Source organism: Collinsella sp. LCP19S3_D3, from assembly GCF_052121455.1.
Classification (GTDB): Bacteria; Actinomycetota; Coriobacteriia; order Coriobacteriales; family Coriobacteriaceae; genus Collinsella.
The window spans coordinates 80,909-103,435 of sequence record NZ_JBQKEF010000002.1; the positions used below are offsets into that span (position 1 = coordinate 80,909).

21 protein-coding genes are annotated in these 22,527 nt (G+C 60.7%); 18 read left to right on the forward strand and 3 right to left on the reverse strand.

Annotated features, from left to right (window positions below; genetic code table 11):
- Positions 1-1,710 (forward strand): proline--tRNA ligase, encoded by a 1,710-nt coding sequence (locus tag ACTQXM_RS01305; protein WP_441547587.1) that lies wholly within the window; start codon positions 1-3, stop codon positions 1,708-1,710.
- Positions 1,711-1,883: 173 nt separating this feature from the next.
- On the opposite strand, the gene ACTQXM_RS01310 is transcribed toward ACTQXM_RS01305, so the two are convergent.
- Complete coding sequence (locus ACTQXM_RS01310; protein ID WP_154516259.1) at positions 1,884-2,648, reverse strand: aminoglycoside phosphotransferase family protein; 765 nt, start codon at positions 2,646-2,648, stop codon at positions 1,884-1,886.
- An 87-nt stretch (positions 2,649-2,735) separates the two neighbouring features.
- Positions 2,736-5,384 (reverse strand): bifunctional acetaldehyde-CoA/alcohol dehydrogenase, encoded by a 2,649-nt coding sequence (gene adhE, locus ACTQXM_RS01315; RefSeq protein ID WP_441537012.1) that lies wholly within the window; start codon positions 5,382-5,384, stop codon positions 2,736-2,738.
- Positions 5,385-5,617: 233 nt separating this feature from the next.
- Between adhE and ACTQXM_RS01320 the strand changes: the two genes are divergently transcribed.
- Entirely contained in the window at positions 5,618-6,061 is a 444-nt protein-coding gene (locus ACTQXM_RS01320) for a hypothetical protein (protein WP_441537013.1), read from the forward strand.
- Between the two features lie 229 nt (positions 6,062-6,290).
- On the opposite strand, the gene rpmB is transcribed toward ACTQXM_RS01320, so the two are convergent.
- The gene (rpmB, locus tag ACTQXM_RS01325) at positions 6,291-6,479 is read right to left on the reverse strand and encodes a 50S ribosomal protein L28 (RefSeq protein WP_022094725.1); all 189 of its coding nucleotides are present in this window, start codon (positions 6,477-6,479) and stop codon (positions 6,291-6,293) included.
- 450 nt (positions 6,480-6,929) lie between these two features.
- Here rpmB and pyrR point away from each other — a divergent pair, with 450 nt between their 5' ends.
- The 16 genes from pyrR (at position 6,930) to dusB (ending at position 22,526) form a co-directional block, all read left to right on the forward strand.
- Entirely contained in the window at positions 6,930-7,514 is a 585-nt protein-coding gene (gene pyrR, locus ACTQXM_RS01330) for a bifunctional pyr operon transcriptional regulator/uracil phosphoribosyltransferase PyrR (RefSeq protein WP_138374176.1), read from the forward strand.
- A 4-nt stretch (positions 7,515-7,518) separates the two neighbouring features.
- Positions 7,519-8,463: an aspartate carbamoyltransferase catalytic subunit gene (locus tag ACTQXM_RS01335; RefSeq protein WP_035138537.1), complete on the forward strand. Its 945-nt coding sequence runs from the start codon at positions 7,519-7,521 to the stop codon at positions 8,461-8,463.
- Positions 8,447-9,736, forward strand: a complete 1,290-nt coding sequence (locus ACTQXM_RS01340; protein WP_427717534.1) for a dihydroorotase — start codon at positions 8,447-8,449, stop codon at positions 9,734-9,736. The genes ACTQXM_RS01335 and ACTQXM_RS01340 overlap by 17 nt, the downstream gene beginning before the upstream one ends.
- Before the next feature lie 116 nt (positions 9,737-9,852).
- Entirely contained in the window at positions 9,853-10,620 is a 768-nt protein-coding gene (locus ACTQXM_RS01345) for a dihydroorotate dehydrogenase electron transfer subunit (protein WP_154516544.1), read from the forward strand.
- A gap of 14 nt (positions 10,621-10,634) precedes the next feature.
- Entirely contained in the window at positions 10,635-11,543 is a 909-nt protein-coding gene (locus tag ACTQXM_RS01350; protein ID WP_441537027.1) for a dihydroorotate dehydrogenase, read from the forward strand.
- On the forward strand, positions 11,537-12,253 hold the full coding sequence (gene pyrF, locus ACTQXM_RS01355; RefSeq protein WP_441537014.1) for an orotidine-5'-phosphate decarboxylase: 717 nt from the start codon (positions 11,537-11,539) through the stop codon (positions 12,251-12,253). The genes ACTQXM_RS01350 and pyrF overlap by 7 nt, the downstream gene beginning before the upstream one ends.
- 240 nt (positions 12,254-12,493) lie before the next feature.
- Positions 12,494-12,802 (forward strand): integration host factor, actinobacterial type, encoded by a 309-nt coding sequence (mihF, locus tag ACTQXM_RS01360; protein ID WP_006236130.1) that lies wholly within the window; start codon positions 12,494-12,496, stop codon positions 12,800-12,802.
- Entirely contained in the window at positions 12,803-13,372 is a 570-nt protein-coding gene (gene gmk / locus ACTQXM_RS01365) for a guanylate kinase (RefSeq protein WP_370450596.1), read from the forward strand. It abuts the gene before it with no gap.
- Positions 13,373-13,377: 5 nt separating this feature from the next.
- Positions 13,378-13,659, forward strand: coding sequence for a DNA-directed RNA polymerase subunit omega (locus ACTQXM_RS01370; RefSeq protein ID WP_370450597.1), 282 nt, complete (start codon positions 13,378-13,380; stop codon positions 13,657-13,659).
- Positions 13,660-14,904, forward strand: coding sequence for a tRNA uracil 4-sulfurtransferase ThiI (gene thiI, locus ACTQXM_RS01375; protein ID WP_427794782.1), 1,245 nt, complete (start codon positions 13,660-13,662; stop codon positions 14,902-14,904).
- Positions 14,905-15,118: 214 nt separating this feature from the next.
- Complete coding sequence (locus ACTQXM_RS01380; RefSeq protein WP_441015498.1) at positions 15,119-15,829, forward strand: helix-hairpin-helix domain-containing protein; 711 nt, start codon at positions 15,119-15,121, stop codon at positions 15,827-15,829.
- Between the two features lie 602 nt (positions 15,830-16,431).
- A complete protein-coding gene (locus ACTQXM_RS01385; RefSeq protein WP_441537015.1) occupies positions 16,432-18,129 on the forward strand; it encodes a DNA internalization-related competence protein ComEC/Rec2 in 1,698 nt (565 codons plus the stop codon).
- Positions 18,130-18,207: 78 nt separating this feature from the next.
- The gene (holA, locus tag ACTQXM_RS01390) at positions 18,208-19,170 is read left to right on the forward strand and encodes a DNA polymerase III subunit delta (RefSeq protein ID WP_441537016.1); all 963 of its coding nucleotides are present in this window, start codon (positions 18,208-18,210) and stop codon (positions 19,168-19,170) included.
- A gap of 133 nt (positions 19,171-19,303) precedes the next feature.
- Positions 19,304-19,570 (forward strand): 30S ribosomal protein S20, encoded by a 267-nt coding sequence (rpsT, locus tag ACTQXM_RS01395; RefSeq protein WP_022094714.1) that lies wholly within the window; start codon positions 19,304-19,306, stop codon positions 19,568-19,570.
- 96 nt (positions 19,571-19,666) lie between these two features.
- The gene (lepA, locus tag ACTQXM_RS01400; RefSeq protein ID WP_441537017.1) at positions 19,667-21,478 is read left to right on the forward strand and encodes a translation elongation factor 4; all 1,812 of its coding nucleotides are present in this window, start codon (positions 19,667-19,669) and stop codon (positions 21,476-21,478) included.
- A gap of 4 nt (positions 21,479-21,482) precedes the next feature.
- Entirely contained in the window at positions 21,483-22,526 is a 1,044-nt protein-coding gene (gene dusB / locus ACTQXM_RS01405) for a tRNA dihydrouridine synthase DusB (RefSeq protein WP_441537018.1), read from the forward strand.
- Position 22,527 lies beyond the last annotated feature (1 nt).

A 22,527-nucleotide genomic window follows, 5' to 3' on the forward strand; every position in this document is an offset into this window, starting at 1 on the left:
ATGTATATGTCTAAGCTGTATGCTCCGACGCTCAAAGAGGATCCGGCCGACGCTGAGCTTGCGAGCCATCGCCTGCTGCTCCGTGCCGGTATGATCCGCAAGGAGGCCGCCGGTCTCTATTCCTATCTGCCGCTCGCGTGGCGCTCGATTCGCAAGATTGAGAACATCGTGCGCGACGAGATGGACGCCGCCGGCGCCCAGGAGCTCATGATGCCCATCATGGTCGATGCCGAGCTGTGGCGTGAGTCCGGCCGTATCGATGCCTATGGCAAGGAGCTCGTGCGCTTTGATGACCGCCACGGCCGCGAGTTCGTGCTCGGCCCCACGCACGAGGAGACCGTGACTGCCCTGGTGCGCAACGAGCTGCGTTCATACAAGCAACTGCCGGTGAATCTCTATCACATCCAGGACAAGTTCCGCGACGAGTTCCGTCCCCGCTTTGGCCTGATGCGCGGTCGCGAGTTCATCATGAAAGACGCCTACAGCTTTTCTGCCACGCAGGAGAGCCTGCAGGAGGAGTACGACAAGATGAAGCAGGCGTACGCCAATATCTGCGAGCGCTGCTACATCAAGGCCCTGCCCGTCGTCGCCGATTCCGGCGAGATCGGTGGCGACACCTCCGTCGAGTTCATGGCGCTGGCAGATGCCGGCGAGGCTTCGCTGGTCTACTGCGACGATTGTGGCTTTGCTGCCGATGACGAGGCGGCAAGCACCAAGGTCGTTGTGACCGAGGGCCCCGGCGACGGCACACTCGTCAAGGTCGAGACTCCGGGTATGGGCACCATCGAGGCCGTCGCCAAGTTCTTCGGCTTCCCCGAGAACGGTACGCGCAAGTCACTGGCTCTCATCGACGCCGAGGGCAAGCCGGTTGTGGCCATCGTTCCGGGCGATCATGAGCTCAACGACTGCAAGGCCGAGCATGTCTTTGGCAAGGGCTATCGCATGATGACCGACGAGGAGCTCCAGACCTACGGTCTGCATAAGGGCTTTATCGGACCGGTTAACCTGCCCGAGGGCATTCGTCTGGTCTGCGACGAGAGCCTGCGCGAGTCCAAGCAGTGGGCCTGCGGCGCCAACGAAGTCGACTATCACTTTACCGGTGCCTGCCCCGAGCGCGACTTTACCGTCGACGAGTGGGCCGACCTGGTTACCGTCGTTGCCGGCGACCCTTGCCCGCACTGCGGCAAGCCGCTCTCCGCTGCTCGCGGCATCGAGGTTTCCCAGGTCTTCCAGCTGGGCACCAAGTACTCCGAGGCCATGGGTGCCACCTTTATGGACGAGGACGGCAAGGAGAAGCCGCTTATCATGGGCTGCTACGGCGTGGGCGTGTCCCGCTCGCTCGCTGCCGTCGTGGAGCAGCACAACGACGAGCACGGTATCGTTTGGCCGGTCTCCGTTGCCCCGTACGAGGTTGCGGTGATTCCGCTCGACCCCAAGAAGGAGGAGTGCGCTTCTGTTTGCGATCAAATCGTCGAGGGTCTGTGCGCCGAGGGTATCGAGGTTGTCGTTGACGACCGTGACGAGCGTCCCGGCTTTAAGTTTGCCGACAACGACCTTATGGGCTTCCCTTATCAGGTGGTGCTCGGCAAGCGCGGCCTTAAGAACGGTACCGTCGAGCTCAAGGATCGTGCCACGGGCGAGCGCGAGGATGTGGCGATCGATGAGGTTGTCGCCAAGGTCGCTGAGCTTGTGAAAGCAGCACGCCGTTAATCGAGCCCGCTGCGTTTAGTGCACTTGTTAAGGGGCCCTGCGTCTCTCGAGGTAGAGATGCAGGGCCGCTTTTGCGTCTAAGGGACATTTGTTGCTAAAAGGAAAACCCCGCAGCCCATGCGAGCTGCGGGGTTTTCCTTTGTGCCTCCGATGCGAAATAAATCGCTCAGATATTACTGATAATCGACGACGTCGATCCAGTTCTTAAGGAACTCATCGTTCACGTTGCGCTTACGAGCGAGCTCGGAAGCGGCGACGATGCTCGTCCACTGACGCACGACCTGCATGGGCATGTCGGCGCGATCGCAGTAGAGCTCCAGGTAGGCCTCGGCCTGGTCCTTGCTGTTGAGGGCAAAGAGCAGGTAGGTGGTGGCAACGTCGGCAGCAGGGGAGCCCTGGGTGGCGTGTGCCCAGTCGCAGACGTACAGCTGGCCGTCGTCGCCAACGATGACGTTGGAGGGGTTGAAGTCGCCGTGGCAGACCTTGAACTCCTTGGTCATGCCGTCCAGACGCTCCTGAAGGTTATAGCGCGTGGTGGCATTGAGCTGATCGAGGCTGTCGATCATGCGGGCGAACTTGTCGCGCTGACGGTTGAGCAGCGGGGAGGTGTAGCCGTGGATCTCAATCTGGAGGTCGACGAACATCTCGAGGTACTCACCAAAGCGCTGGGGCTCGGCAGTCATCTTCTCGGCAAGGGTGGTGCCCGGAACCTTCTCGGTCACGAGCGCCCAGCCGTTGGCGTTCTCGAGCTGAGAAACCTCGAGAGCCTTGGGGCTGCGGATGCCGCACTCATTGATGCGGGCAAGATTCAAAGCCTCGTTGAACACGTCGGAGACGGGCTTGGTCTCGTTAAAGACCTTGACGATCTTGTCGCCCAGGTCGTAAACGACTTTGTTGCCGCGACGGACGAGCTCGGTCTTGGATTCGGGGAGCAGCATGATTGCATCCTTTCAACGATGCGATAGAAGCAGCGGCGGGGGCGTGCGTGCGCCCGTTCACCCCCGCCGAAATAACCGTGCTAAAAACTAGCAGACGGCGTAGTCCTGGGGCTCGCGGCCATAGTAGGCGTCCAGGTAGAGCTCCTTGATCTCGCTCATGAGCGGGTAGCGCGGGTTAGCGCCGGTGCACTGGTCGTTGAATGCCTGCTCGGTCATCTCGTCGAGGGTGTCGAGGAAGTACTGCTCGTCAACACCGTAGTCGGCGATGGTCTTCTTGACACCGATGAAGTCCTTGAGCTCCTCGAGTTTCGTGATGAAGTTCTCGAAGACCTCCTTGTCGTCCTTGCCCTCGATGCCGCAGTACTTGGCCATCTCGGCGTAGTTGTGCAGCGCGTTGGGGTAAGGATACTGGGAGAACGTGCCCATCTTGACGGGGGCCTCGGCGGCGTTGTAGCGCATGACGCGAGTCAGGATGATGGCGTTGGCGATGCCGTGGGGCAGGTGATGGAAGGCACCGAGCTTGTGGGCCATGGAGTGGTTGAGGCCCAGGAAGGCGTTGGCGAAGGCCATACCGGCCATGCAGGAGGCGTTGTGCATCTCCTCGCGGGCATGCGGGTCCTTGGCGCCGTTTTCGAAGCTGGAGGGCAGGTTCTCGAAGACGAGCTTGGCAGCGCGCTCGGAGAGGCCCTTGGTGTAGTCGGAGGCCATGATGGAGACATAGGACTCGATGGCGTGGGTCATGACGTCGATGCCGGAGGCGGCGGTCAGGCCGCGCGGGGCGGTCATGCAGTTGTCGGCGTCAACGATAGCCATGTTGGGGAGCAGCGCGTAGTCGGCGAGCGGCCACTTGATGCCGGTCTCCTTGTCGGTGATGATGGCGAACGGCGTGCACTCGGAACCGGTGCCCGAAGAGGTCGGGACGGCGACGAAGTAGGCCTTCTTGCCCATCTCGGGGAAGGTGAAGATACGCTTGCGGATGTCCATGAAGTCCATGGCCATGTCCTCAAACTTGCACTCGGGGTGCTCGTACATCATCCACATGATCTTGCCGGCGTCCATAGCGGAGCCACCGCCGACGGCGATGATGACGTCCGGCTCAAAGAGAGCCATCTGCTTGGCGCCGCGACGTGCGCACTGCAGCGACGGATCGGGCTCGACGTCGTAGAAGCAGTCGTGGGCGATGCCCATCTCGTCGAGCTTGGCCTCGATGGCGCGGGTGTTGCCATTCTTGAAGAGGAACTGGTCGGTGACGATAAAGGCGCGCTTCTTGCCCATGACGCTGCCCAGCTCGTCGAGAGCGACGGGCGTGGAACCCTTCTTGAAGTAGACCTTCTCGGGAGCGCGGAACCACAGCATGTTCTCACGGCGCTCGGCCACAGTCTTAACGTTGATCAAGTGCTTCACCCCAACGTTCTCGGAGACGGAGTTGCCGCCCCAGGAGCCGCAGCCCAGGGTTAGAGACGGCTTCATGCCAAAGTTGTACAGGTCACCGATGCCGCCGTGCGAGGACGGGGTGTTGATGACGATACGGCAGGCCTTCATGACATGCTCGAACAGGCTGATCTTATCGGCCTGGGCGGGATGCACGTACAGAGAGGCGGTGTGGCCCGGGCCACCGGCGAGTACCAGGTGCTCGGCCTTGTCGACGGCCTCCTGGAAGTCCTTGGCGTGATACATGGCCAGGACAGGGGAGAGCTTCTCGTGGGAGAACTCCTCCTTGGCGGGGTCGGTGGAGGTGACCTCGGCGATCAGGATCTTGGTCTTGGCGGGAACCTCGATACCGGCGAGCTCGGCGATCTTGGCGGCAGCCATGCCGGGGATGCGGTGATCGAGAGCGCCGTTCTTGAACATGGCGCCGCGCAGGGCCTCCATCTCGGCACCCTGCTTGACGAAGTAGCAGCCGCGCTTCTGGAACTCGGCCTTAACCTGGTCATAGATGGTGTCGATGACGGTCACGGACTGCTCGGAGGCGCAGATCATGCCGTTGTCGAAGGTCTTGGAGTGGATGATGGAGTTGACGGCGAGCAGCACGTCGGCGGTGTCGTCGATGATGACCGGGGTGTTACCGGCGCCAACGCCCAGGGCGGGCTTGCCCGAGGAGTAGGCGGCCTTGACCATGCCCGGGCCACCGGTGGCGAGGATGATGTCGACATCGCGCATGACCATGTTGGTCAGCTCGATGGAGGGGACATCGACCCAGCCGATGATGCCCTCGGGGGCGCCGGCCTTGACGGCGGCGTCAAGCACGAGCTTGGCGGCGGCGATGGTGCACTTGGCGGCAGCCGGGTGCGGGGAGATGATGATGGCGTTGCGGGTCTTCAGGCTGATCAGCGTCTTGAAGATCGCGGTGGAGGTGGGGTTGGTCGTCGGGATGACGGCGCCCACGATGCCGATGGGCTCAGCGATCTTGGTGATGCCGTAGGCCTCATCGCGCTCAATGACACCACAGGTCTTGGTGTTCTTGTAAGCGTTGTAGATGTACTCTGCGGCGTAGTGGTTCTTGATGACCTTGTCCTCAAGAACGCCGCGACCGGTCTCCTCGATGGCCATCTTCGCCAGCGGGATACGAGCCTTGTTGGCGGCCATGGCGGCCTCGTAGAAGATCTTGTCGACCTGCTCCTGCGTGTACGTAGCAAAAAGCGCCTGGGCCTCTCGCATCTGAGCGAGCTTAGCCTCAAGCGCCTCTACGTTGTCCACAATTGCGGGAGTAGTGTTTTCCGGTGACTTTTTCACCATTTGTGTCTCCTTGCGATCGGAGATTTACCCTACGTGTTGCATGATAGCAAGAAATTATTCGGCGAACGGTAAGATTCCCGTAAAAGGCACACTAAAACGCTTCAATCTACTGAAGCGTTTTAATTAAAAATATCAGCCTGGCATCGGCCCGCTCATTGGGGACAGACTTATATGAGTGCTTTCACTCATTTGGGACAGACATCGTTTTGCCATTTCGCTGTTCTGGACCTGTTATGGCGGTGCAGCTGCTCGATTATATCCATCTCAATCCTGTGAAAGGTGCGCTCGGCTCACTCGAGGCGTACCGATGGTCAAGCTTCAAGGCCTATCAGCTGGGCTACGATCCCTTTGACATTTGTGATGCGGCCCCTATGCTCGATATTGTCGGAGGCTCCCGTTGCTATTGCGAGCATCTCAAGGAAGCTGCCGGGCGCATCTGGTCGGTGGAGGTTCTTCCACGTCGTCGGATCCCCGATGAGGAGGCCCTTTCCGTTGCGCGCGAAGTCCTGCCGAGCATAGATCCTACGCTGCTTAAGGCCCTGCCACGCCCCGAACGCGATGACTGCCTGCTGAGGCTCCGGCAGGCACATCTCACGGTCAAGCAAATTGCCCGTATCACCGGTATCGGCGCTACAAGTGTGACCAAGGCCACTGCGGGCTGGAAGGAAGCTGCGTGAGGCAGGGGCCGGAGCTAGTCGGGGCGCCGCAGACATGCATCATGTCTGTCCCCAATGAGTGAAAACACCCATGTAAGTCTGTCCCCAATGAGCGAAAACACCCATGTAAGTCTGTCCCCAATGAGTGCAAAAAGGCGCCCTCCACAAGAGAGGACGCCTTTGGTAAGTTCTATGTGAACGCGAGGTCTTTGACCCGGAGAGTCCGAGGTACTTGTTGGTAAGACCTTATTTAGGAGCGCGCAACCTTGCCAGACTTAAGGCAGGTGGAGCAAACGTTCATCTTGCGACGGTGACCATCGACGACGACGTAGACGCGCTGGATGTTGGGGCGGAACTTACGGTTGGTGACGCGGTGAGAGTGGCTGATGGAGCGACCGGCAACGGGGTGCTTACCGCAAACTTCGCAAACTTTGGACATAACTGACCCTCCTTGGGCGACAAACGAACATGTCGCGTTAACAAACAAGCCTGAACTATAGCACAGAAGCAGCTCCCTGTGCGTAATCTACACAGAGATATTTCTCTTATGGCGATAGTGCCCACGCTACGGCCCTGGACGTAGATCCGATTTGCGTGTAGCAGAGGGGATTATGCCAGCTCGCATCGACGTTTTCAAGCTTGTCCCGCAAATATATATAGGTTTATGGAGCGTTGAGTCCGTTTGCGGATTGCTCCGTATTAATGCTCGCAATTAAGCTCGGGGTTGGCTACACTATCCCTTGACCATTAAAGGGGTACGAGATACCCACATGGATTTATATTGCTGCCATAGAGCAGTCCTTCCTGTGGGTGTCTGGTCCGCTTTGAGCGGTCGGGCATCTATTTTTTTGACTGTATCAGCAGTCAAGACATGTGAGGAAGGAGATCGATGGGCACGACTTCCCCCAAGGCGGTCATCATGGACGAGACCGCCGTCAACCGAGCGATGACCCGCATCGCGCACGAGATTCTCGAGCGCAACGAGGGCTGTGAAGACCTCGCTCTGGTCGGCATCGTCACGCGCGGCGACCTTCTGGCAAAGAAGCTCGCCGAGGCGATCAAGGAGATCGAGGGTGTTGACGTTCCGCTCGGCAGCCTGGACATCAGCTTCTATCGCGATGACTATGCGACTAACTTCGCTCCCGCGATCCACGCTACCAACATTCCCTTCAGCGTCGACGGCAAGCGCGTCGTTTTGGTGGACGACATCCTGTACACGGGCCGCACCATCCGCGCCGCTCTGGACGCCGTTATGGACCTGGGCCGTCCGAGCCGCATCGAGCTGGCAGTTCTCGTTGACCGCGGTCACCGCGAGCTCCCTATCTCGCCGGACTTTGTCGGCAAGAACGTTCCTTCGTCGCACGAGGAGAACGTGCACCTATATATGAAGGAAGTCGACGGCCGTACCGCTGTCGAGATCAACGACGTCGCGCCGGGTTCCCACGTGGGCTCCGCGCCGCTGGGAGGTGAGTAGTACCGTGGCGTTCAATCATAAGCACCTGATCGACATTACCGAGTACTCCGAAGAGGACATCAAGCTCATCCTCGAGACCGCCAAGGCGTTCTCCGAGGTCAACGAGCGTGCCATCAAGAAGGTCCCCACGCTCAAGGGCAAGACCATCGTCAATATGTTCAACGAGCCCTCGACGCGTACCCGCAGCTCCTTCGAGCTCGCCGAGAAGCGTCTTTCGGCCGACAGCCTCAACTTTGGCGGCTCCTCGACCTCCACGGTCAAGGGCGAGAGCCTCGTCGATACCGTCGAGACGCTCAACGCCTACAAGATCGACTGCATCGTCGTGCGCGACAAACATGCCGGTGCTCCCTACATCGTCACGCAGAATTCGCCCGCGAGTGTTATCTGCGCCGGTGACGGTAAGCACAACCACCCCACGCAGGCTCTGCTCGACCTGTACACCATCTGGGAGCACAAGGGTGACTTCCACGGTCTGAAAGTCGCCGTCGTCGGCGACATCGCCCACTCCCGCGTCTGCGGCTCGCTGATCCCCGCGTTGAAGATCATGGGCTGCGAGACCTACGCCGTCGCCCCCGGCACGCTGCTGCCGCCGGCGCCCGAGGTTCTGGGCTGCGACCACGTGACGAGCGACCTCGATTCTGTCCTGCCCGAGCTGGACGTCGTCTACATGCTGCGCGTACAGCAGGAGCGCCTCGAGGGTGCCCCGTTCCCGACCATTCGCGAGTACCACAAGCTCTTCGGCCTGACCAAGGACCGTGAGAAGCTCATGAAGCCCGACGCGATCATTTGCCACCCGGGCCCCATCAACCGCGGCGTCGAGTTCGACTCCTATATGGCCGACCACCCGCAACGCTCCGTCATCCTGGAGCAGGTCTACGCCGGTATCTGCGTGCGTATGGCTATCCTGTATCTGCTGCTTGGAGGTGCCGATAATGGCCTTGCTTCTTAAGAATGCCCACGTCGTCGATCCGTCCGTCGAGCTTGACGGGGTCGTTGACGTCCTGATCGACGGCGACAAGATCGCCGAGGTCGGCGAGAACCTCGCCGCCGAGGGAGCCGAGGTCCGCGACCTTTCCGGTAAGTATCTTGTCCCTGGCCTGGTGGACATGCACGTCCACCTGCGCGAGCCCGGCTACGAGGTCAAAGAGGACATCGAGAGCGGCACCCGCGCAGCTGCCAAGGGTGGCTTCACTGGCGTGTGCGCCATGCCCAACACCGACCCCGTTACCGATAACGGTACCGTTGTTGAGTTCATCAAGTCCCGCGCTGCCGAGGTCGGCCACTGCCGCGTCTATCCTTCCGGCGCCATGACCCGCGGTCTTAAGGGCGAGGCTATGTCCGAGATGGGCGATATGGTCGCCCACGGCGCCGTCGCCTTCACCGACGACGGTCGCGGCGTGCAGGGTGCAGGCATGCTCCGTCGCTGCATGGACTACGGCAAGATGTTCGGCAAGGTCTTCATGAGCCATTGCCAGGACGAGGACCTGGTCGGCCACGGCCAAATCAACGAGGGCAAGGTTTCGACTCGTCTGGCCCTCGAGGGCTGGCCGGCTGCCGGCGAGGAGCTCCAGATCGCCCGCGACATCGAGATCGCCAAACTGACCGGTGCCAAGCTGCACATCCAGCACATCTCCACCGCCCATGGCCTGGAGCTCGTGCGTGCCGGCAAGGCCGCTGGCGTTCAGGTTACCTGCGAGGCCACTCCGCATCACATGTTCCTGACCGAGAACGACCTGGACGAGACCTACAACACCTCGCTCAAGGTTAACCCGCCGCTGCGTACCGACGAGGATGCCGAGGCCATCCGCCAGGGTGTCATCGACGGCACCGTCGACGTCATCGTCACCGATCACGCTCCCCACACGCCGTGGGAGAAAGCCCGTGAGTTCGAGCTCGCGCCCTTTGGCATGATCGGTCTCGAGACCTCGCTGTCGCTCGTGCTCACCGAGCTGGTCAACACGGGCAAGATGGGTATGGGCCGCATGGTCGAGCTCATGGCTATTAAGCCGCGTGAGATCCTGGGCCTTGATCAGGTTCAGGTCAAGGCGGGCTCTGTTGCCGACCTGACCGTCTTCGACGCGTCTGTCACCTGGACGGTCGGCGAGGACGGTTACGAGTCGCGCGCCGAGAACTCCGGTTTTGCCGGCCGCACGCTCACCGGTCGTGCCACCGATGTGTTTGTCGGCGGTAAACAGACGCTTGCCGACGGCTGCATCTGCTAGCATAGCCTTATCGCTTTTGTGCGCGGTGCCCTTGCGGTGCCGCGCTTTCTGTTCGTTTGGTCCATGCAACTGCATGGGGGATTGGAGCGTCTATGCCCACACCTTCCACTGCACGCATGCACGACTTCGAGGTCGTCTCGAACCAGGAGATCGCCGACGGCATCTTCTCGCTCGTTATTTCGGCCCCCAAGCTTGCAAGTGCGCTCAAGCCCGGTCAGTTTGTGAACATCGCCGTGCCCGGCGATGCCTCTTCGCTGCTTCGCGTGCCCTTGAGCTTCTATCGCTCTGACGCCGAGGCCGGTACCGTCGAGCTGTGGTACGCCGTCGTGGGCGACGACACCCGTCGTCTGTCGCAGATGGGCCCCGGCTCCAAGTCCAACCTGTTGGGCCCTGGCGGCCGCGGCTGGCTGGTACCCGAGGGCACCAGGAAGGCGCTGCTCGTGGCGGGCGGCATCGGTGTTCCGCCCGTGCTGTGCCTCGCTGGCATGCTTGCCGAGCAGGGCGTGGCCGTTGACGTGTGCTTGGGTTTTGGCACCGCGTCCAAGGTCGTGGGCGTCGATGAGTTCCGCGCGCTGGGAGCCACGGTCAACGTGTGCACCGACGACGGCTCGTTGGGTACGCACGGCTTATGCACCGATCCTGCCGCCGAGCTGCTCGGCAAGGGCGGTTACGACTACGTCGCCAGCTGTGGTCCCGCCGTTATGATGAAAAAAGTCGCCGCCGCTGCCGCCGAGGCCGGCGCGTACTGCGAGGTGTCGCTCGAGCGCATGATGAGCTGCGGCTTTGGCGCCTGCAACACCTGCAATGTCGAGACGGTCGACGGTATGAAGGGCGCCTGCATGTGCGGCCCCGTGTTTGATGCTTCCAAGGTGGTGGTCTTCTAGTGGGTACCGTGAACATGTCCGTCGATTTCGGCGGCGTCAAGATGCAGAACCCCATCAACACCGCAGCCGGTACCTTTGGCTACGGTTGGCAGTTCCAGAACTTCTTTGATGTCTCCCAGCTGGGTGCCATCACCACCAAGGGTTGCGCTGCCGAGCCCTGGCCCGGCAATCCTGCACCCCGCATGGCCGAGATCCCCGGCGGCATGATCAATTCCGTGGGCCTGCAGAACCCCGGTGTGGCCGCTTTCGCCCGCGAGTCCGGTCCGTGGCTCGAGCAGCTCTCCAAGGACGGTTGCCAGGTCATCTGCCAGGTTGCCGGTCACTCCGTTGGTGAGTTCGTGCGCGCGCTCGAGATGTATGTCGAGCTGTGCCCCTGGGCTGCCGGATATGAGATCAACGTGAGCTGCCCCAACATTGCCGCCGGCGGTGCCGCCATGGGCTCCACGCCCGAGGGCGCCTCTTCCGTTATGGCTGCCTGCCGCAAGGTGACCGATAAGCCGCTGTTCGTTAAGATGGCTCCGGTCAACGTCGCCGAGATCGCCCGCGCCCTCGAGGCTGCCGGCGCCGACGGCCTTTCGGTCATCAACTCCATCCAGGGCATGGCCATTGACGTGCACACCCGCAAGTCCCGTGTGGCCAAGCCCAAGGGCGGCCTTTCGGGCCCGCTGTGCCACCACATCGCCGTGCGCATGGTCTGGGAGGTCGCCCAGGCCGTCGATATCCCCATCAACGGTGTCGGCGGTGTCATGACCGGCGAGGATGCGGCCGAGTTTATCCTGGCCGGCGCCACCTGCGTGTCGGTCGGCATGGCCAACTTCGTCGACCCGTGTGCTTCGCTTAAGATCGCGCACGAGCTAGAGGCCTGGGCGGAGTCCCAGGGCGTAAAGGACATCAACGAGCTGGTAGGTGCGTTCGAATGCTAGAGACCGATGCCCGCGACCGTGTTATCGTCGCCCTCGACTGCGACCGTGAGCGCGCACTCGAGCTCGCCCATGAGCTTTCGGGCCATGCCGCCTGGCTCAAGGTGGGCATGACGCTCTATTACGCCGAGGGTCCCGAGATCGTCAAGACGTTCAAGGATTTGGGCTTTAAGGTCTTCCTCGACCTCAAGTTCCATGACATTCCGCATCAGGTGCGCGGTGCCGCTCGCTCGGCCTCGCTTGCCGGTGCCGACCTGCTCTCGGTCCACGGCTTGGGTTCGGGCGCCATGCTCGCTGCCTGCCGCGAGGGTGCCGAGGAGGCGCGCGAGGACCGCGCCAAGCTCGTCGCCATCACCGTACTTACGAGCATGAATCAGGACGCGCTGGCGGAGATCGGCGTCGAGTCGCCCGTGGCCGAGGAGGCCGCTCGCCTGGCAAAGCTCGCTCAGGCCAACGGCATCGACGGTATCGTGTGCTCGCCGATGGAGGCTCACGACATGCGTGAGCTGCTCGGCCCCGACGCGCTGATCGTGACTCCGGGTGTGCGTCCGGTGGGTGCCGCCCTGGGCGATCAATCCCGTGTGGCGACACCTTCCCAGGCTATCGAGCGCGGTGCGAGCCACATCGTGGTGGGCCGTCCTATTACCGGCTCCGACGATCCGGTTGCGGCCTTTGACGCCATCGTCGCCGAGCTGATCGAAAACGTCGCGTAAAAGATTCCCTCAAGTCACCACTTTTGGGTCTTATTAGCACAAATTAGCCCTTGTGCCTGCGAAAACTTTCCCATCCTTTGTGTGGAATCACAGGTCAGGGGCTCAACTTTGACCTCCGTATATTGCACTTTTCGCAGGTATCGTCTAACCTATGGAGCCGTCGATTGGGCATTTAGTGCGTTTGACGTGCTAAAATGCCAATTATTGCATCAGATATAACCCAACTATTTGGAGGTTCGAATGGCACTCCCTCAGCTTACCGACGAGCAGCGTAAGCAGGCTCTTGAGAAGGCTGCCGCCGCACGTCACGCCCGCGCTGAGCTTCGCGAGCAGATCAAGAAGGGCGAGAAGTCTCTCGAGTCCGTGCTCAACTCCGATGACCCCATCGCTTCCCGCATGAAGGTTTCCACCCTCATTGAGTCTCTGCCCGGTTATGGCAAGGCCAAGGCCGCCAAGATCATGGAGGAGCTCGGCATCTCCGCTACCCGTCGCGTCCAGGGCCTCGGCGTCCGTCAGCGCGAGCAGCTCCTCGAGCAGCTGACCAAATAAGTGAGCGCTCAGGATTCAAAGCTCTTTGTGATTTCTGGACCGTCAGGTGCAGGCAAGGGCACGCTCGTCACTCGTGTGCGCGAGCGCCGCTCGAACCTGGGCCTGACGGTTTCGGCTACCACGCGAGCGCCACGTAAAGGTGAGGTCGACGGCGTCAACTACTTTTTCCTGACGCGCGAGGAGTTCGACCGCCGCGTGGCAAACGGTGAGTTTGTTGAGTGGGCCGAGGTCCACGGTAACTGCTACGGTACGTTGGTGAGTGAGGTCGCATCCAAGCTCGCCTCTGGCTCGTCTCTGATCTTGGAGATTGACGTCCAGGGTGCCCTGCAGGTCAAGGAGCGTTTCCCCGAGGCCGTGTTGATTTTTATCAAGCCGCCTTCGCTTGAGGTGTTACGCGATCGCCTGGTCGGTCGCGGTACCGAGACGCCCGAGACGATCGAGCTGCGCATGGCAAACGCCGCCGATGAACTTGCCCTTGCCGACCGCTACGACGACGTCGTGGTGAATGACGATCTCGACCGCGCGACCGATGAGCTCGTTCGCGTTCTCGATATGCATGAAAGGATCTGAGGTCCGTGTCCGTTGTAAAGCCTTGTATTGACGATCTTCTGGAGAAGACCGATCACAACCGCTTCCTGCTCGCCTCGCTTGCCTCCAAGCGCGCCTGCGACATTAACAGCATGCTGCGCGGCCAGCACAACCGCGTGCTTGCCGTTCAGGATGTCGATGACATTACCATTGGCCTCTCCGGCGCCGATACCATCTCGATGGCTATGGACGAGATTGTCGACGGCGATATCTCCTACGACGAGGCTCGTTACAAGAAGGCGCTCGGCCACAAGGTTGCTGAAGCCTAAATGGCAGCTCGCGTCTGCCTGGTCCACTATCACGAGGTTGGACTGAAGGGCAAGAACCGCGCACATTTTGAGCATATCCTCATGGATAACATCAAGGCGGCCTTGGCCGCCTTTTCCGTGAATGCCGTGTCTCGAATTTCCGGTTATATCCTCGTGACCTTTAACGAGCATCAGGCCGACGAGGCGGCGCGTGTCATTCGCACCGTCCCCGGCGTTGCCCGCGTGTCCCTGGCATATCACACCAACCGCGACCCGCAGGAGTACTGCGCCGCCGCCGTGAAGGCGCTGCGCGAGTTTGGTCCCTTCGATTCGTTTAAGGTGCATGCCAAACGCTCTAACACCGACTACGAGCTCACCTCGATTGATATCAATCGTCAGGTTGGCGAGGTACTGTGCGAGGCCTTCCCCGATAAAAAGGTCCAAATGCACGATCCCGACGCGATGGTGCACGTACTGGTGGTCCAGGGTAGCGTTTACGTGTATGCGCGCTCCGAGCGCGGCGTGGGCGGTCTGCCGGTGGGTTCCGCCGGCAAGGTTGTGACGCTCCTGTCGTCGGGCATCGATTCTCCGGTGGCGACCTGGATGCTCGCGCGTCGCGGCGCGGTGTGCGTGCCGGTACATTTCTCCGGTCGTCCGCAGACACCCGATACGAGCGAGTATTTGGTGCAGGACATTATCCGTGCGCTTGCGCCGGGCGTCCAGATCGGCCGCCTGTACGTAGTGCCGTTTGGCGATTGCCAGCGTGAGATTTCCGTCACCTGCCCCAGCAACCTGCGCGTGATCATGTATCGCCGCATTATGTATTCGGTTGCCGAGCGCATTGCGCATATCGAGGGCGCCAAGGCTATCGTGACCGGTGAATCGCTCGGTCAGGTTGCCTCCCAGACGCTCGAGAACATTATGGCCGTTAACGAGGCCGTCAAGATCCCCGTGTTCCGCCCGCTGATCGGTTCGGACAAGCAGGAGATCATCGCGCGTGCCGAGGAAATCGGTACCTTCGATATCTCGACCGAGGCTGCTCCCGATTGCTGCACGCTCTTTATGCCGCGCCGCCCCGAGACGCACGCAAAACTCGATGCCGTGCATGAGGCGTGGGAGCTGTTCGATCACGAGGAGATGATTGAGCGCTTGCTCAAACAGACCGAGTACATCGACTTCGAGAGCAACACGTACAAGGCCCCTAAGACCTTAAAACGTAAACATCCTCAGCTTGCTCCACGTGAGATTTACCAAGATCACGAATAATGTTGTGTATAGACCGGCGGTGCATTTGCATCGTCGGTCTTAATCTACCTGGGCATTAGGCGATAAACGGTTCATTTGTCGACGTGTATCTGAATAAATGGACACTATCCTGCAAGGTTTTGGTCAGCTTTTGGTTTGACTTCGATAACCGGTGTGGGCGTGCGGAGGCTACGGCGCTCGTTTCCTGACACGATGGTGTTGGGAGGTGTTTGCTATGGCGCAACGCGAGCAACACGAACGGGTTAAACGGATGGACCGCTGGGCAGAAAAGCTGCTCGGCCATAAGGCGATGGTCGTGGCGATTCTGATTGTCATTGCCGCCGCGAGCGGCTTGGCGATGGCAAGTTTTGGTAGCCGCTCCAGCGGCGTGTCGTTTGAGCGTAGTGATGAGGCGGGCGCCTCGGATGTGCGCGGGGCCGGGGATGGGTTACCTGATGATGCCGATGAGTCGTCTGCCAAGAGTTCTTCTGCTGCTGAGGTGTACGTCGATGTCGATGGCGCCGTTGCGAGGCCTGGCGTGTACCGGCTCAAAGACGGAGCGCGGGTGTCCCAAGCGATCGATGCCGCCGGAGGGCTTACGGCTGAGGCGGATGTGACAGGGCTTAATCGTGCGTCCAAGATCACAGATGGCCAAAAGATCTATGTTCCGATGGTGGGGGAGCAACAAGCGGCTGCGGCGGTCGGCGGGGTCGAAAGCGGTGCTGCCATGACTGCTGGTGCGGGGTCTTCGTCGGGGCTTGTGAATATCAATACGGCAAGTGCGGCGGAACTGCAGACGCTTTCGGGCATCGGGCCTTCTACGGCCCAGTCGATTATCGATGAGCGGACTCAAAACGGGGCCTTTGCCTCGGTCGATGACCTCATGCGCGTATCGGGGATCGGTGAGAAAAAGCTCGCCAAAATTAAAGATTGCATCTGCGTATGAGTGTGTCCGAGTGTGAGCATGTGATGCCACCGCGGCCCCTGATGCCGTGGACGATGGCCCTTTGTTCTGGTTTGTGTGCGAGCTGCGGCCTGGTACTTAACGTGGCAGCCGATTTGCTGCTGGGAGAGCGGGCAGCGCCCGTCACATTGCTTATGGCCATTCCCGTTGCGGCTGCCGCGTGCATCGTATTGGCTCGGTTTTGTATGCGTCTTGTGCGGTGGAGGCGATGGCTGTATGCCGCGGCCCTCGGCCTCCTGGCGGGAGCGGTCGTGTCCGCGGGTTGGGCGATAGGGGCGCTGCGTGCTTCGACGGCACTGGATAATCGAGCTGCGAGCAGTCTCGAGTTTGTTGTACAGGGTGACCCATCCATCAATGACGGGGCATACTCCTATACCTGTGATTCATATGCGGGTGGAAAGCGCTTGGGCGAGATACGGCTGTCGTGTGATCGTGAGCTCGGCGCCGGTTCGCATGTGCATGCTATCGGTCGAATTTCGCGGTTTGAGAATGATGCGTATGGGCGCTCACGCGTGCTTCGGGGCGAGCTTCGAAAAGTTAAGGTCATCCGGTTGGTATCGGTTGACGAGGGCTTTCCGGGGCCGTTGCCTTGGCTGCGAAACGAGCTCCTTGCCGTTATCGCTCCCGAGACCGATCCGGCGCGCTCGCTCATTGCCGGCGTTGTCTGCGGACGCTCCTCCGAGCTGCGTGCTCAGCCGGCGGGCGATTTGTTTTCGGTAACGGGCACCGCACATCTTATCGCCGTCTCGGGCAGCCATCTTGCCATCGTTGGGTTTGTGATTGAGAGCGCCCTGCAAAAGACTCGCCTCTCTCGTGGGCTGCAGAGAGGGCTGTTGGTGCTGGCCCTCGCTGCCTATGCCGTCTTTACGGGCGCTTCGCCCTCGGCCGTGCGCGCGTGCTGTATGGTGGCGGTGACGCTTGTCGTCAACGGCGCCGGACGTCGTCGGCATGGCCTTTCGGCTCTATTTTTGACCATGACAATCTTTATGTTGCTGCGGCCGACAGTATTGTTCGAGATGGGTTTTCAGCTATCGTGTGCCAGTGTTTTTGCCATCCTTTGTTTTTGCCCCTACGCTACCTACGCCTTGGGCGAGCTGAGCGTGCCATCGGGGGTTGCCAGTATTTTGTCCGTCACGCTGTGCTCGCAGCTCGCGACACTTCCCGTAACCATTCCCGCATTTGGGATCTTTTCGCTCATTGCCCCGCTTGCAAATGCCGTGATCGGTCCGGTGATAAGCGTTCTGCTCGCATCTTCGGTTGTGCTGGTGCCTTGCTCGCTTGTGCCGCTCTTGCGCCACGGGGCGCTTGTGGTGCCCATGGCTATCGCTCGCTGTGCCCTGTTCTTTGAGCAGCTCTTTGCTGCCGTTCCGGGCGCATCCGTAAGCGTGCCGCCCGATACGCCCTTGGTATACGTGGTGCCTTTTTCGCTGGTGGTCCTCTTGGTCTTGTGGCCACGCCCCAGCGCGCGGCCCATGGCGGTGGGGCTCCTGTGTTTGATGCTTGCAGCGGGCGTTCCGTATGTCTATTGGGATCGATGTGCGCCGCCTTCGGTGACAGTCCTTGATGTTGGCCAGGCCGATGCGATTCTGGTTCGTCAGGGTGGCGCCGTGGCGCTCGTCGACTGTGGGCTCGACGCGCGCGTGGTGTCGGCGTTGGTTCGCAATAACGTCCACCATATCGACGCCGTCTTCGTGACGCATTGGGATGAAGACCATTGGGGCGGTCTTCCCGACGTACTCGATCGGTTTTCGGTTGGAAGCATTGCGGTTGCGGCGGATGCGCTGGGCAGCGCGCCTGCTGAGGTTCTGAATCGCCCAAGCGTCACGTATCGGCAGGTGGCTCGCGGAGACACAGTCGATATCGGCGCATTTCGGGCTCGTGTGATGTGGCCGTTTGATACGGTTGACGGTGAGGGCAATGAGGACTCGCTTGTCTTGCTGCTCTCCTATGCTCAGGAAGGCAAAAGCCTGCGTATGCTCCTCACTGGTGATGCCGAGCTCGATCAGGAGCGCGAGTTTGTACAGGAGGTGGGTGATATCGATGTGCTCAAGCTGGGGCATCACGGCTCAAAAGATTCTGTCGATACAGACCTGCTGGAAACCCTTAAGCCCGAGCTCTCTATTGCGAGCGCGGGCGAGGGCAACCGCTACGGCCATCCATCCGATGCCTGCATCGATGCCGTTAGCGATGCGGGCGGCGCGTTCGCATGCACTATCGAGAGAGGCGACATTACCGTCTCGCCGACTGCGGCCGGTTTCGCCATGCGATGTCAGCGACCGTGATGCTGCCGTTGGCGCGGGACCAACCCGTGGGATAGAATGGCACGGTACGAACAGGAGAGCCTGCGGGAGGGGAGCGCGATGTCTGAAACCGGTCTGCTGCCGGCATATCTGATCGTCGGTACCGACGGAGTCAAGCGCGACCACGCCGTCTCGCGTATGAAAGCACGTCTGGAAAAGTCGGGTATGGTCGAGTTCAACCTCGACGAGCGCGACATGACCAAGGACCCCGATATCGAGTCCATTATCGGATCGCTCAACACTTTTCCCATGGGCAGCGAGTTTCGCTTGGTAATCCTTGACGGCTGCTCAAAGCTCGCCAAGGCGGTCTCGGAGCCGCTTGTCGAGTATTTAGCGAGTCCAAGCCCCACAACGGTCTGTTTCATCATCGCCGACTCGCTTGCCAAGAACACGCGCCTGTATAAGGCGATCGCCAAGATCGACAAGAAGGCCGTGATCGATTGCTCCGGCACCAAGCGCTGGGAGCTACCGCGCCGCGTGCAGCAGATGGCGACGCAGCACGGCAAGTCGATCTCGACGGCGGCCGCCGAGGAACTCGTCTCGCGTTCGGGTGAAAACACTCGCATGCTCGATAACGACTTGGTCAAGCTTGCCCAGATGGTCGATGCGCCGCAAATTGAGCTTGCCGATGTGGAACGCTGGATCGTGCGCACGGCCGAAGTTCAGCCCTGGGATTTTCTCAACGCGGTCTCGGCTCGTGATATGCGCCGCTCGCTTGAGCTCTTTGGGCTGCTACCCGCCAAGAGCTATGTGTGGACCTACACGCTGCTGTGCGGACGCATTCGCGAGCTTATCGTCGCCAAGGCGCTCGATGCGCGTGGGCAGGGTCGCGAGCTTGCCGCGACGCTCAAGCTTCAACCCTGGCAGGTTAAGAATCACCTGACCTGGGCACGCCGCTTTTCGATGGCGGAGCTCGTCGCGGCGCTCGAGGGCGCGGTCGATGTTGAGCTCGCTCTTAAGGGTTCGGCCGATTCTCAGAACGCGCTTTTGCTCTGGATTACGAACATCTTGAGAAAATCGTGATGATAGCTGTCTATTTGACAAATTCGTTCTATCCCTTTGAGGGGGAGCGTGCTATAGTAGGCGCTTGCATGACCTCACCGTGTCTCAGAGGTGTCATACATTTTTTGCAAGGAACTCGAAAGGAACTCCAGAAGTGGCAAACATCAAGTCTCAGAAGAAGCGTATCCGCACCAATGAGGCAGCTCGCATGCGTAACAAGGCTGTCAAGTCCGAGCTCAAGACGCTGACCAAGCATGTCCAGTCCGCCGTCGCCGAGGGCGACGCCGAGAAGGCCCAGGCTGCCCTCAAGACCGTCACCAAGCGTCTCGACATGGCTGCCGCCAAGCATGTTATCCACAAGAACCAGGCTTCCAACCGCAAGTCCGGTCTTGCCAAGCTCGTGAACAGCATCAACGCCTAAGTTGTAAATTTCACACCACACAGATTACGCGCATAAATGGAGCCTGTTTTATGGAACAGGCTCCATTTTTTGTATCGCTCGGGTAAGATAGTCCGCATGAATACTTCAATTGACATTTCCCACATCCGCAACTTCTCGATCGTTGCGCACATCGACCATGGCAAGTCCACGATCAGTGACCGCATCCTCGAGCTCACCCATACCGTCGACGAGCGCGACATGGAATCGCAGCTGCTCGACACCATGGATATCGAGCGCGAGCGCGGCATCACGATCAAGTCCAATGCCGTTCGCGTTTCCTATGACGCCGACGATGGCGAGACGTATCAGTTCAACCTGATCGATACGCCGGGCCACGTGGACTTTACCTACGAGGTCTCGCGTTCGCTTGCCGCTTGCGAGGGTGCGGTGCTCGTCGTCGACGCCACGCAGGGCGTCGAGGCGCAGACCGTCTCCAACGCGACGCTCGCCATGAACGCCAACCTGGATATCGTGCCCGCTATCAACAAGATCGACCTGCCGTCGGCACACCCCGACGAGGTTAAGACCGAGATCGAGGATGACCTTGCGATTCCTGCCGACGATGCCGTATGCGTATCGGGCAAGACCGGCGAGGGCATCCATGATCTGCTGGAGTCCATCGTCTTTTTGATCTCACCGCCCAAGGGCGATGCGACGGCTCCGCTCAAGGCGCTCATCCTGGATTCGTATTTTGACGAGTACCGCGGCGTCGTCGCCACGGTCCGCGTCTTTGACGGCTCCATCAAGAAGGGCGATACCCTGCGCATGATGCAGGCCGAGGGCGACTTTTTGGTCGATGGCGTGGGCGTCAAGCGCCCCGCCGAGACTCCGGTCGACGCGCTGACGGTCGGTGAGGTGGGCTACGTGGTCACGGGCCTGAAGGACCCTGAGGCCGTTCGCGTGGGCGATACCCTCACGTGGGCGTCGAATCCCTGCCCTGAGCCGCTTCCCGGTTACCGTGAGGCCAAGCCCATGGTCTACACGGGCTTGTTCCCGATCGACAACAAGGATTACGAGAACCTGCGTGACGCTCTCGATAAGCTGCATGTCAACGACCCGTCGTTGGTGTGGGAGCCCGAGACCTCGGTGGCGCTCGGCTTTGGCTTCCGCGTTGGCTTCTTGGGCCTGCTGCATATGGAGGTCGTCAAGGAGCGCCTGGAGCGCGAGTTCAACCTGGACCTCATCGCCACGAGCCCTTCGGTGGACTACCACGTCTACAAGACCGACGGCGAGATGCTTGATGTCCGCAGCCCGCAGGATCTGCCCGAGGCTACGCGCATCGAGCGCATTGAGGAGCCCTACCTCAAGGCCAAGATTATCTGCCCGCCCGAGTATACGGGAGCCGTCATGCAGCTCGCTATCGAGCACCGCGGCATTACGACCGACATGATCCACCTCACGAGCAAATCGGTCGAGATGCGCTTCGACATGCCGCTTGCCGAACTCATCCTGGACTTCTTTGACCAGCTCAAGAGCCGCACCAAGGGCTATGCGTCGCTCGACTATGAGTTCAACGAGTATCGTCCCTCCGAGCTCGTCAAGCTCGATATCCTGCTTTCGGGCGACGAGGTGGACGCGCTTTCGTTTATCGTGCACAAGGACAAGGCCTATGGCCTGGCCCGCGGGTTGTGCGACAAGCTTAAGGAAATAATTCCGCGCCAGCTGTTCGAGGTGCCCATTCAGGGTGCCATCGGCAACAAGATCATTGCCCGCTCGACCGTCAAGGCGCGCCGCAAGGACGTTTTGGCCAAGTGCTATGGCGGCGATATCTCGCGTAAGCGCAAGCTGCTCGAGAAGCAGAAAGAGGGCAAGAAGCGCATGAAGGCCATCGGTTCGGTCGAGGTCCCGCAAGAGGCCTTTATGGCGATCCTCAAGGTGGACGAGTAGTTCCATGGCGCTTTCCGAATACAGTACGCGGCTGCTGGGTGCCTATGCCGAGCAGCCGTTCCTTATGGCTCCCATGGCCGGCGTGACCGATCCCGCCTATCGCATCATGTGCCGCCGCCGCGGCGCCAATCTTGCCTATAGCGAGATGGTGAGCGTGGCGGGCCTTGCCTATGCCAGCAATAAGACGTGGCGCCTGGTGCTGCCGGCCGACGAGGAGCGGCAGATCTGCGTGCAGCTCTTTGGCTCCAAGCCCGATCAATTTGCGAGCGCCGTCGCTGCCGTCGAGGAGCGTGTGGGCAATCGCCTGTCGCTGATCGATATCAACATGGCCTGCCCGGCTCGCAAGGTCGTCGCCAAAGGCGAGGGCTCGGCGCTCATGCGCACGCCCGAGCTGGCCGAAAAGATCGTCGAGGCGGCGGTGGGCGCGGCGCACGTGCCCGTGACCGTTAAGATCCGCAAAGGCTTTTACGCCGAAGATCGCAATGCCGCGACGTTTGCCCAGATGCTCGAGGGGGCGGGCGCCGCTGCTGTGGCGGTGCATGGTCGCTGTGCCACGCAGCTCTATACGGGTCAGGCCGATTGGTCGGTCGTCGATGAGGTGGCCGATGCCGTCGAGATTCCCGTCATCGGTTCGGGCGACGTGTTCTCGGCCGAGGATGCCGCGGAGCATCTGCGCAACTCGGGTGCCAGCGCGGTGTTTATCGCACGCGGTATCTACGGTAATCCCTGGGTCTTTGGTGATGCTCGCGCCCTTGCGCTCAATGGCGTACCGGTGCCGGTGCGCAGCTCTGTCGAGCGCCTGGACGCCCTGCGCGAGCATCTCACGCTGACGCATGAGCTTCTGCCGCTCATGTCGCGTGCCCGTACGTATGCAAGCTGGTATCTAAAGGGCATGCCCCATGCCGCCGCCTGGCGCGCCCAGGTGGTGCGTTGCTCCACATATGAGGAGTTCATGGCATTGGTCGATGATATCGAGCGCGATGTGGTGGCCTGCGAGGCCGCACTTGCCGCTGGCGAGTCGGTGCCCGCCCATCCGCTGGAGGCCTAAC

Excerpts from the sequence above, each read along its gene's own strand:
- pyrF (WP_441537014.1), top strand. The coding sequence starts at position 11,537 with ATGCTAGAGACCGATGCCCGCGACCGTGTTATCGTCGCCCTCGACTGC.
- ACTQXM_RS01310 (WP_154516259.1), bottom strand. The coding sequence starts at position 2,648 with ATGCTGCTCCCCGAATCCAAGACCGAGCTCGTCCGTCGCGGCAACAAA.
- adhE (WP_441537012.1), bottom strand. The coding sequence starts at position 5,384 with ATGGTGAAAAAGTCACCGGAAAACACTACTCCCGCAATTGTGGACAAC.
- ACTQXM_RS01320 (WP_441537013.1), top strand. The coding sequence starts at position 5,618 with ATGGCGGTGCAGCTGCTCGATTATATCCATCTCAATCCTGTGAAAGGT.
- pyrR (WP_138374176.1), top strand. The coding sequence starts at position 6,930 with ATGGGCACGACTTCCCCCAAGGCGGTCATCATGGACGAGACCGCCGTC.
- ACTQXM_RS01305 (WP_441547587.1), top strand. The coding sequence starts at position 1 with ATGTATATGTCTAAGCTGTATGCTCCGACGCTCAAAGAGGATCCGGCC.
- ACTQXM_RS01350 (WP_441537027.1), top strand. The coding sequence starts at position 10,635 with ATGTCCGTCGATTTCGGCGGCGTCAAGATGCAGAACCCCATCAACACC.
- rpmB (WP_022094725.1), bottom strand. The coding sequence starts at position 6,479 with ATGTCCAAAGTTTGCGAAGTTTGCGGTAAGCACCCCGTTGCCGGTCGC.
- lepA (WP_441537017.1), top strand. The coding sequence starts at position 19,667 with ATGAATACTTCAATTGACATTTCCCACATCCGCAACTTCTCGATCGTT.
- ACTQXM_RS01380 (WP_441015498.1), top strand. The coding sequence starts at position 15,119 with ATGGCGCAACGCGAGCAACACGAACGGGTTAAACGGATGGACCGCTGG.
- holA (WP_441537016.1), top strand. The coding sequence starts at position 18,208 with ATGTCTGAAACCGGTCTGCTGCCGGCATATCTGATCGTCGGTACCGAC.
- mihF (WP_006236130.1), top strand. The coding sequence starts at position 12,494 with ATGGCACTCCCTCAGCTTACCGACGAGCAGCGTAAGCAGGCTCTTGAG.
- ACTQXM_RS01340 (WP_427717534.1), top strand. The coding sequence starts at position 8,447 with ATGGCCTTGCTTCTTAAGAATGCCCACGTCGTCGATCCGTCCGTCGAG.
- ACTQXM_RS01345 (WP_154516544.1), top strand. The coding sequence starts at position 9,853 with ATGCACGACTTCGAGGTCGTCTCGAACCAGGAGATCGCCGACGGCATC.
- thiI (WP_427794782.1), top strand. The coding sequence starts at position 13,660 with ATGGCAGCTCGCGTCTGCCTGGTCCACTATCACGAGGTTGGACTGAAG.
- dusB (WP_441537018.1), top strand. The coding sequence starts at position 21,483 with ATGGCGCTTTCCGAATACAGTACGCGGCTGCTGGGTGCCTATGCCGAG.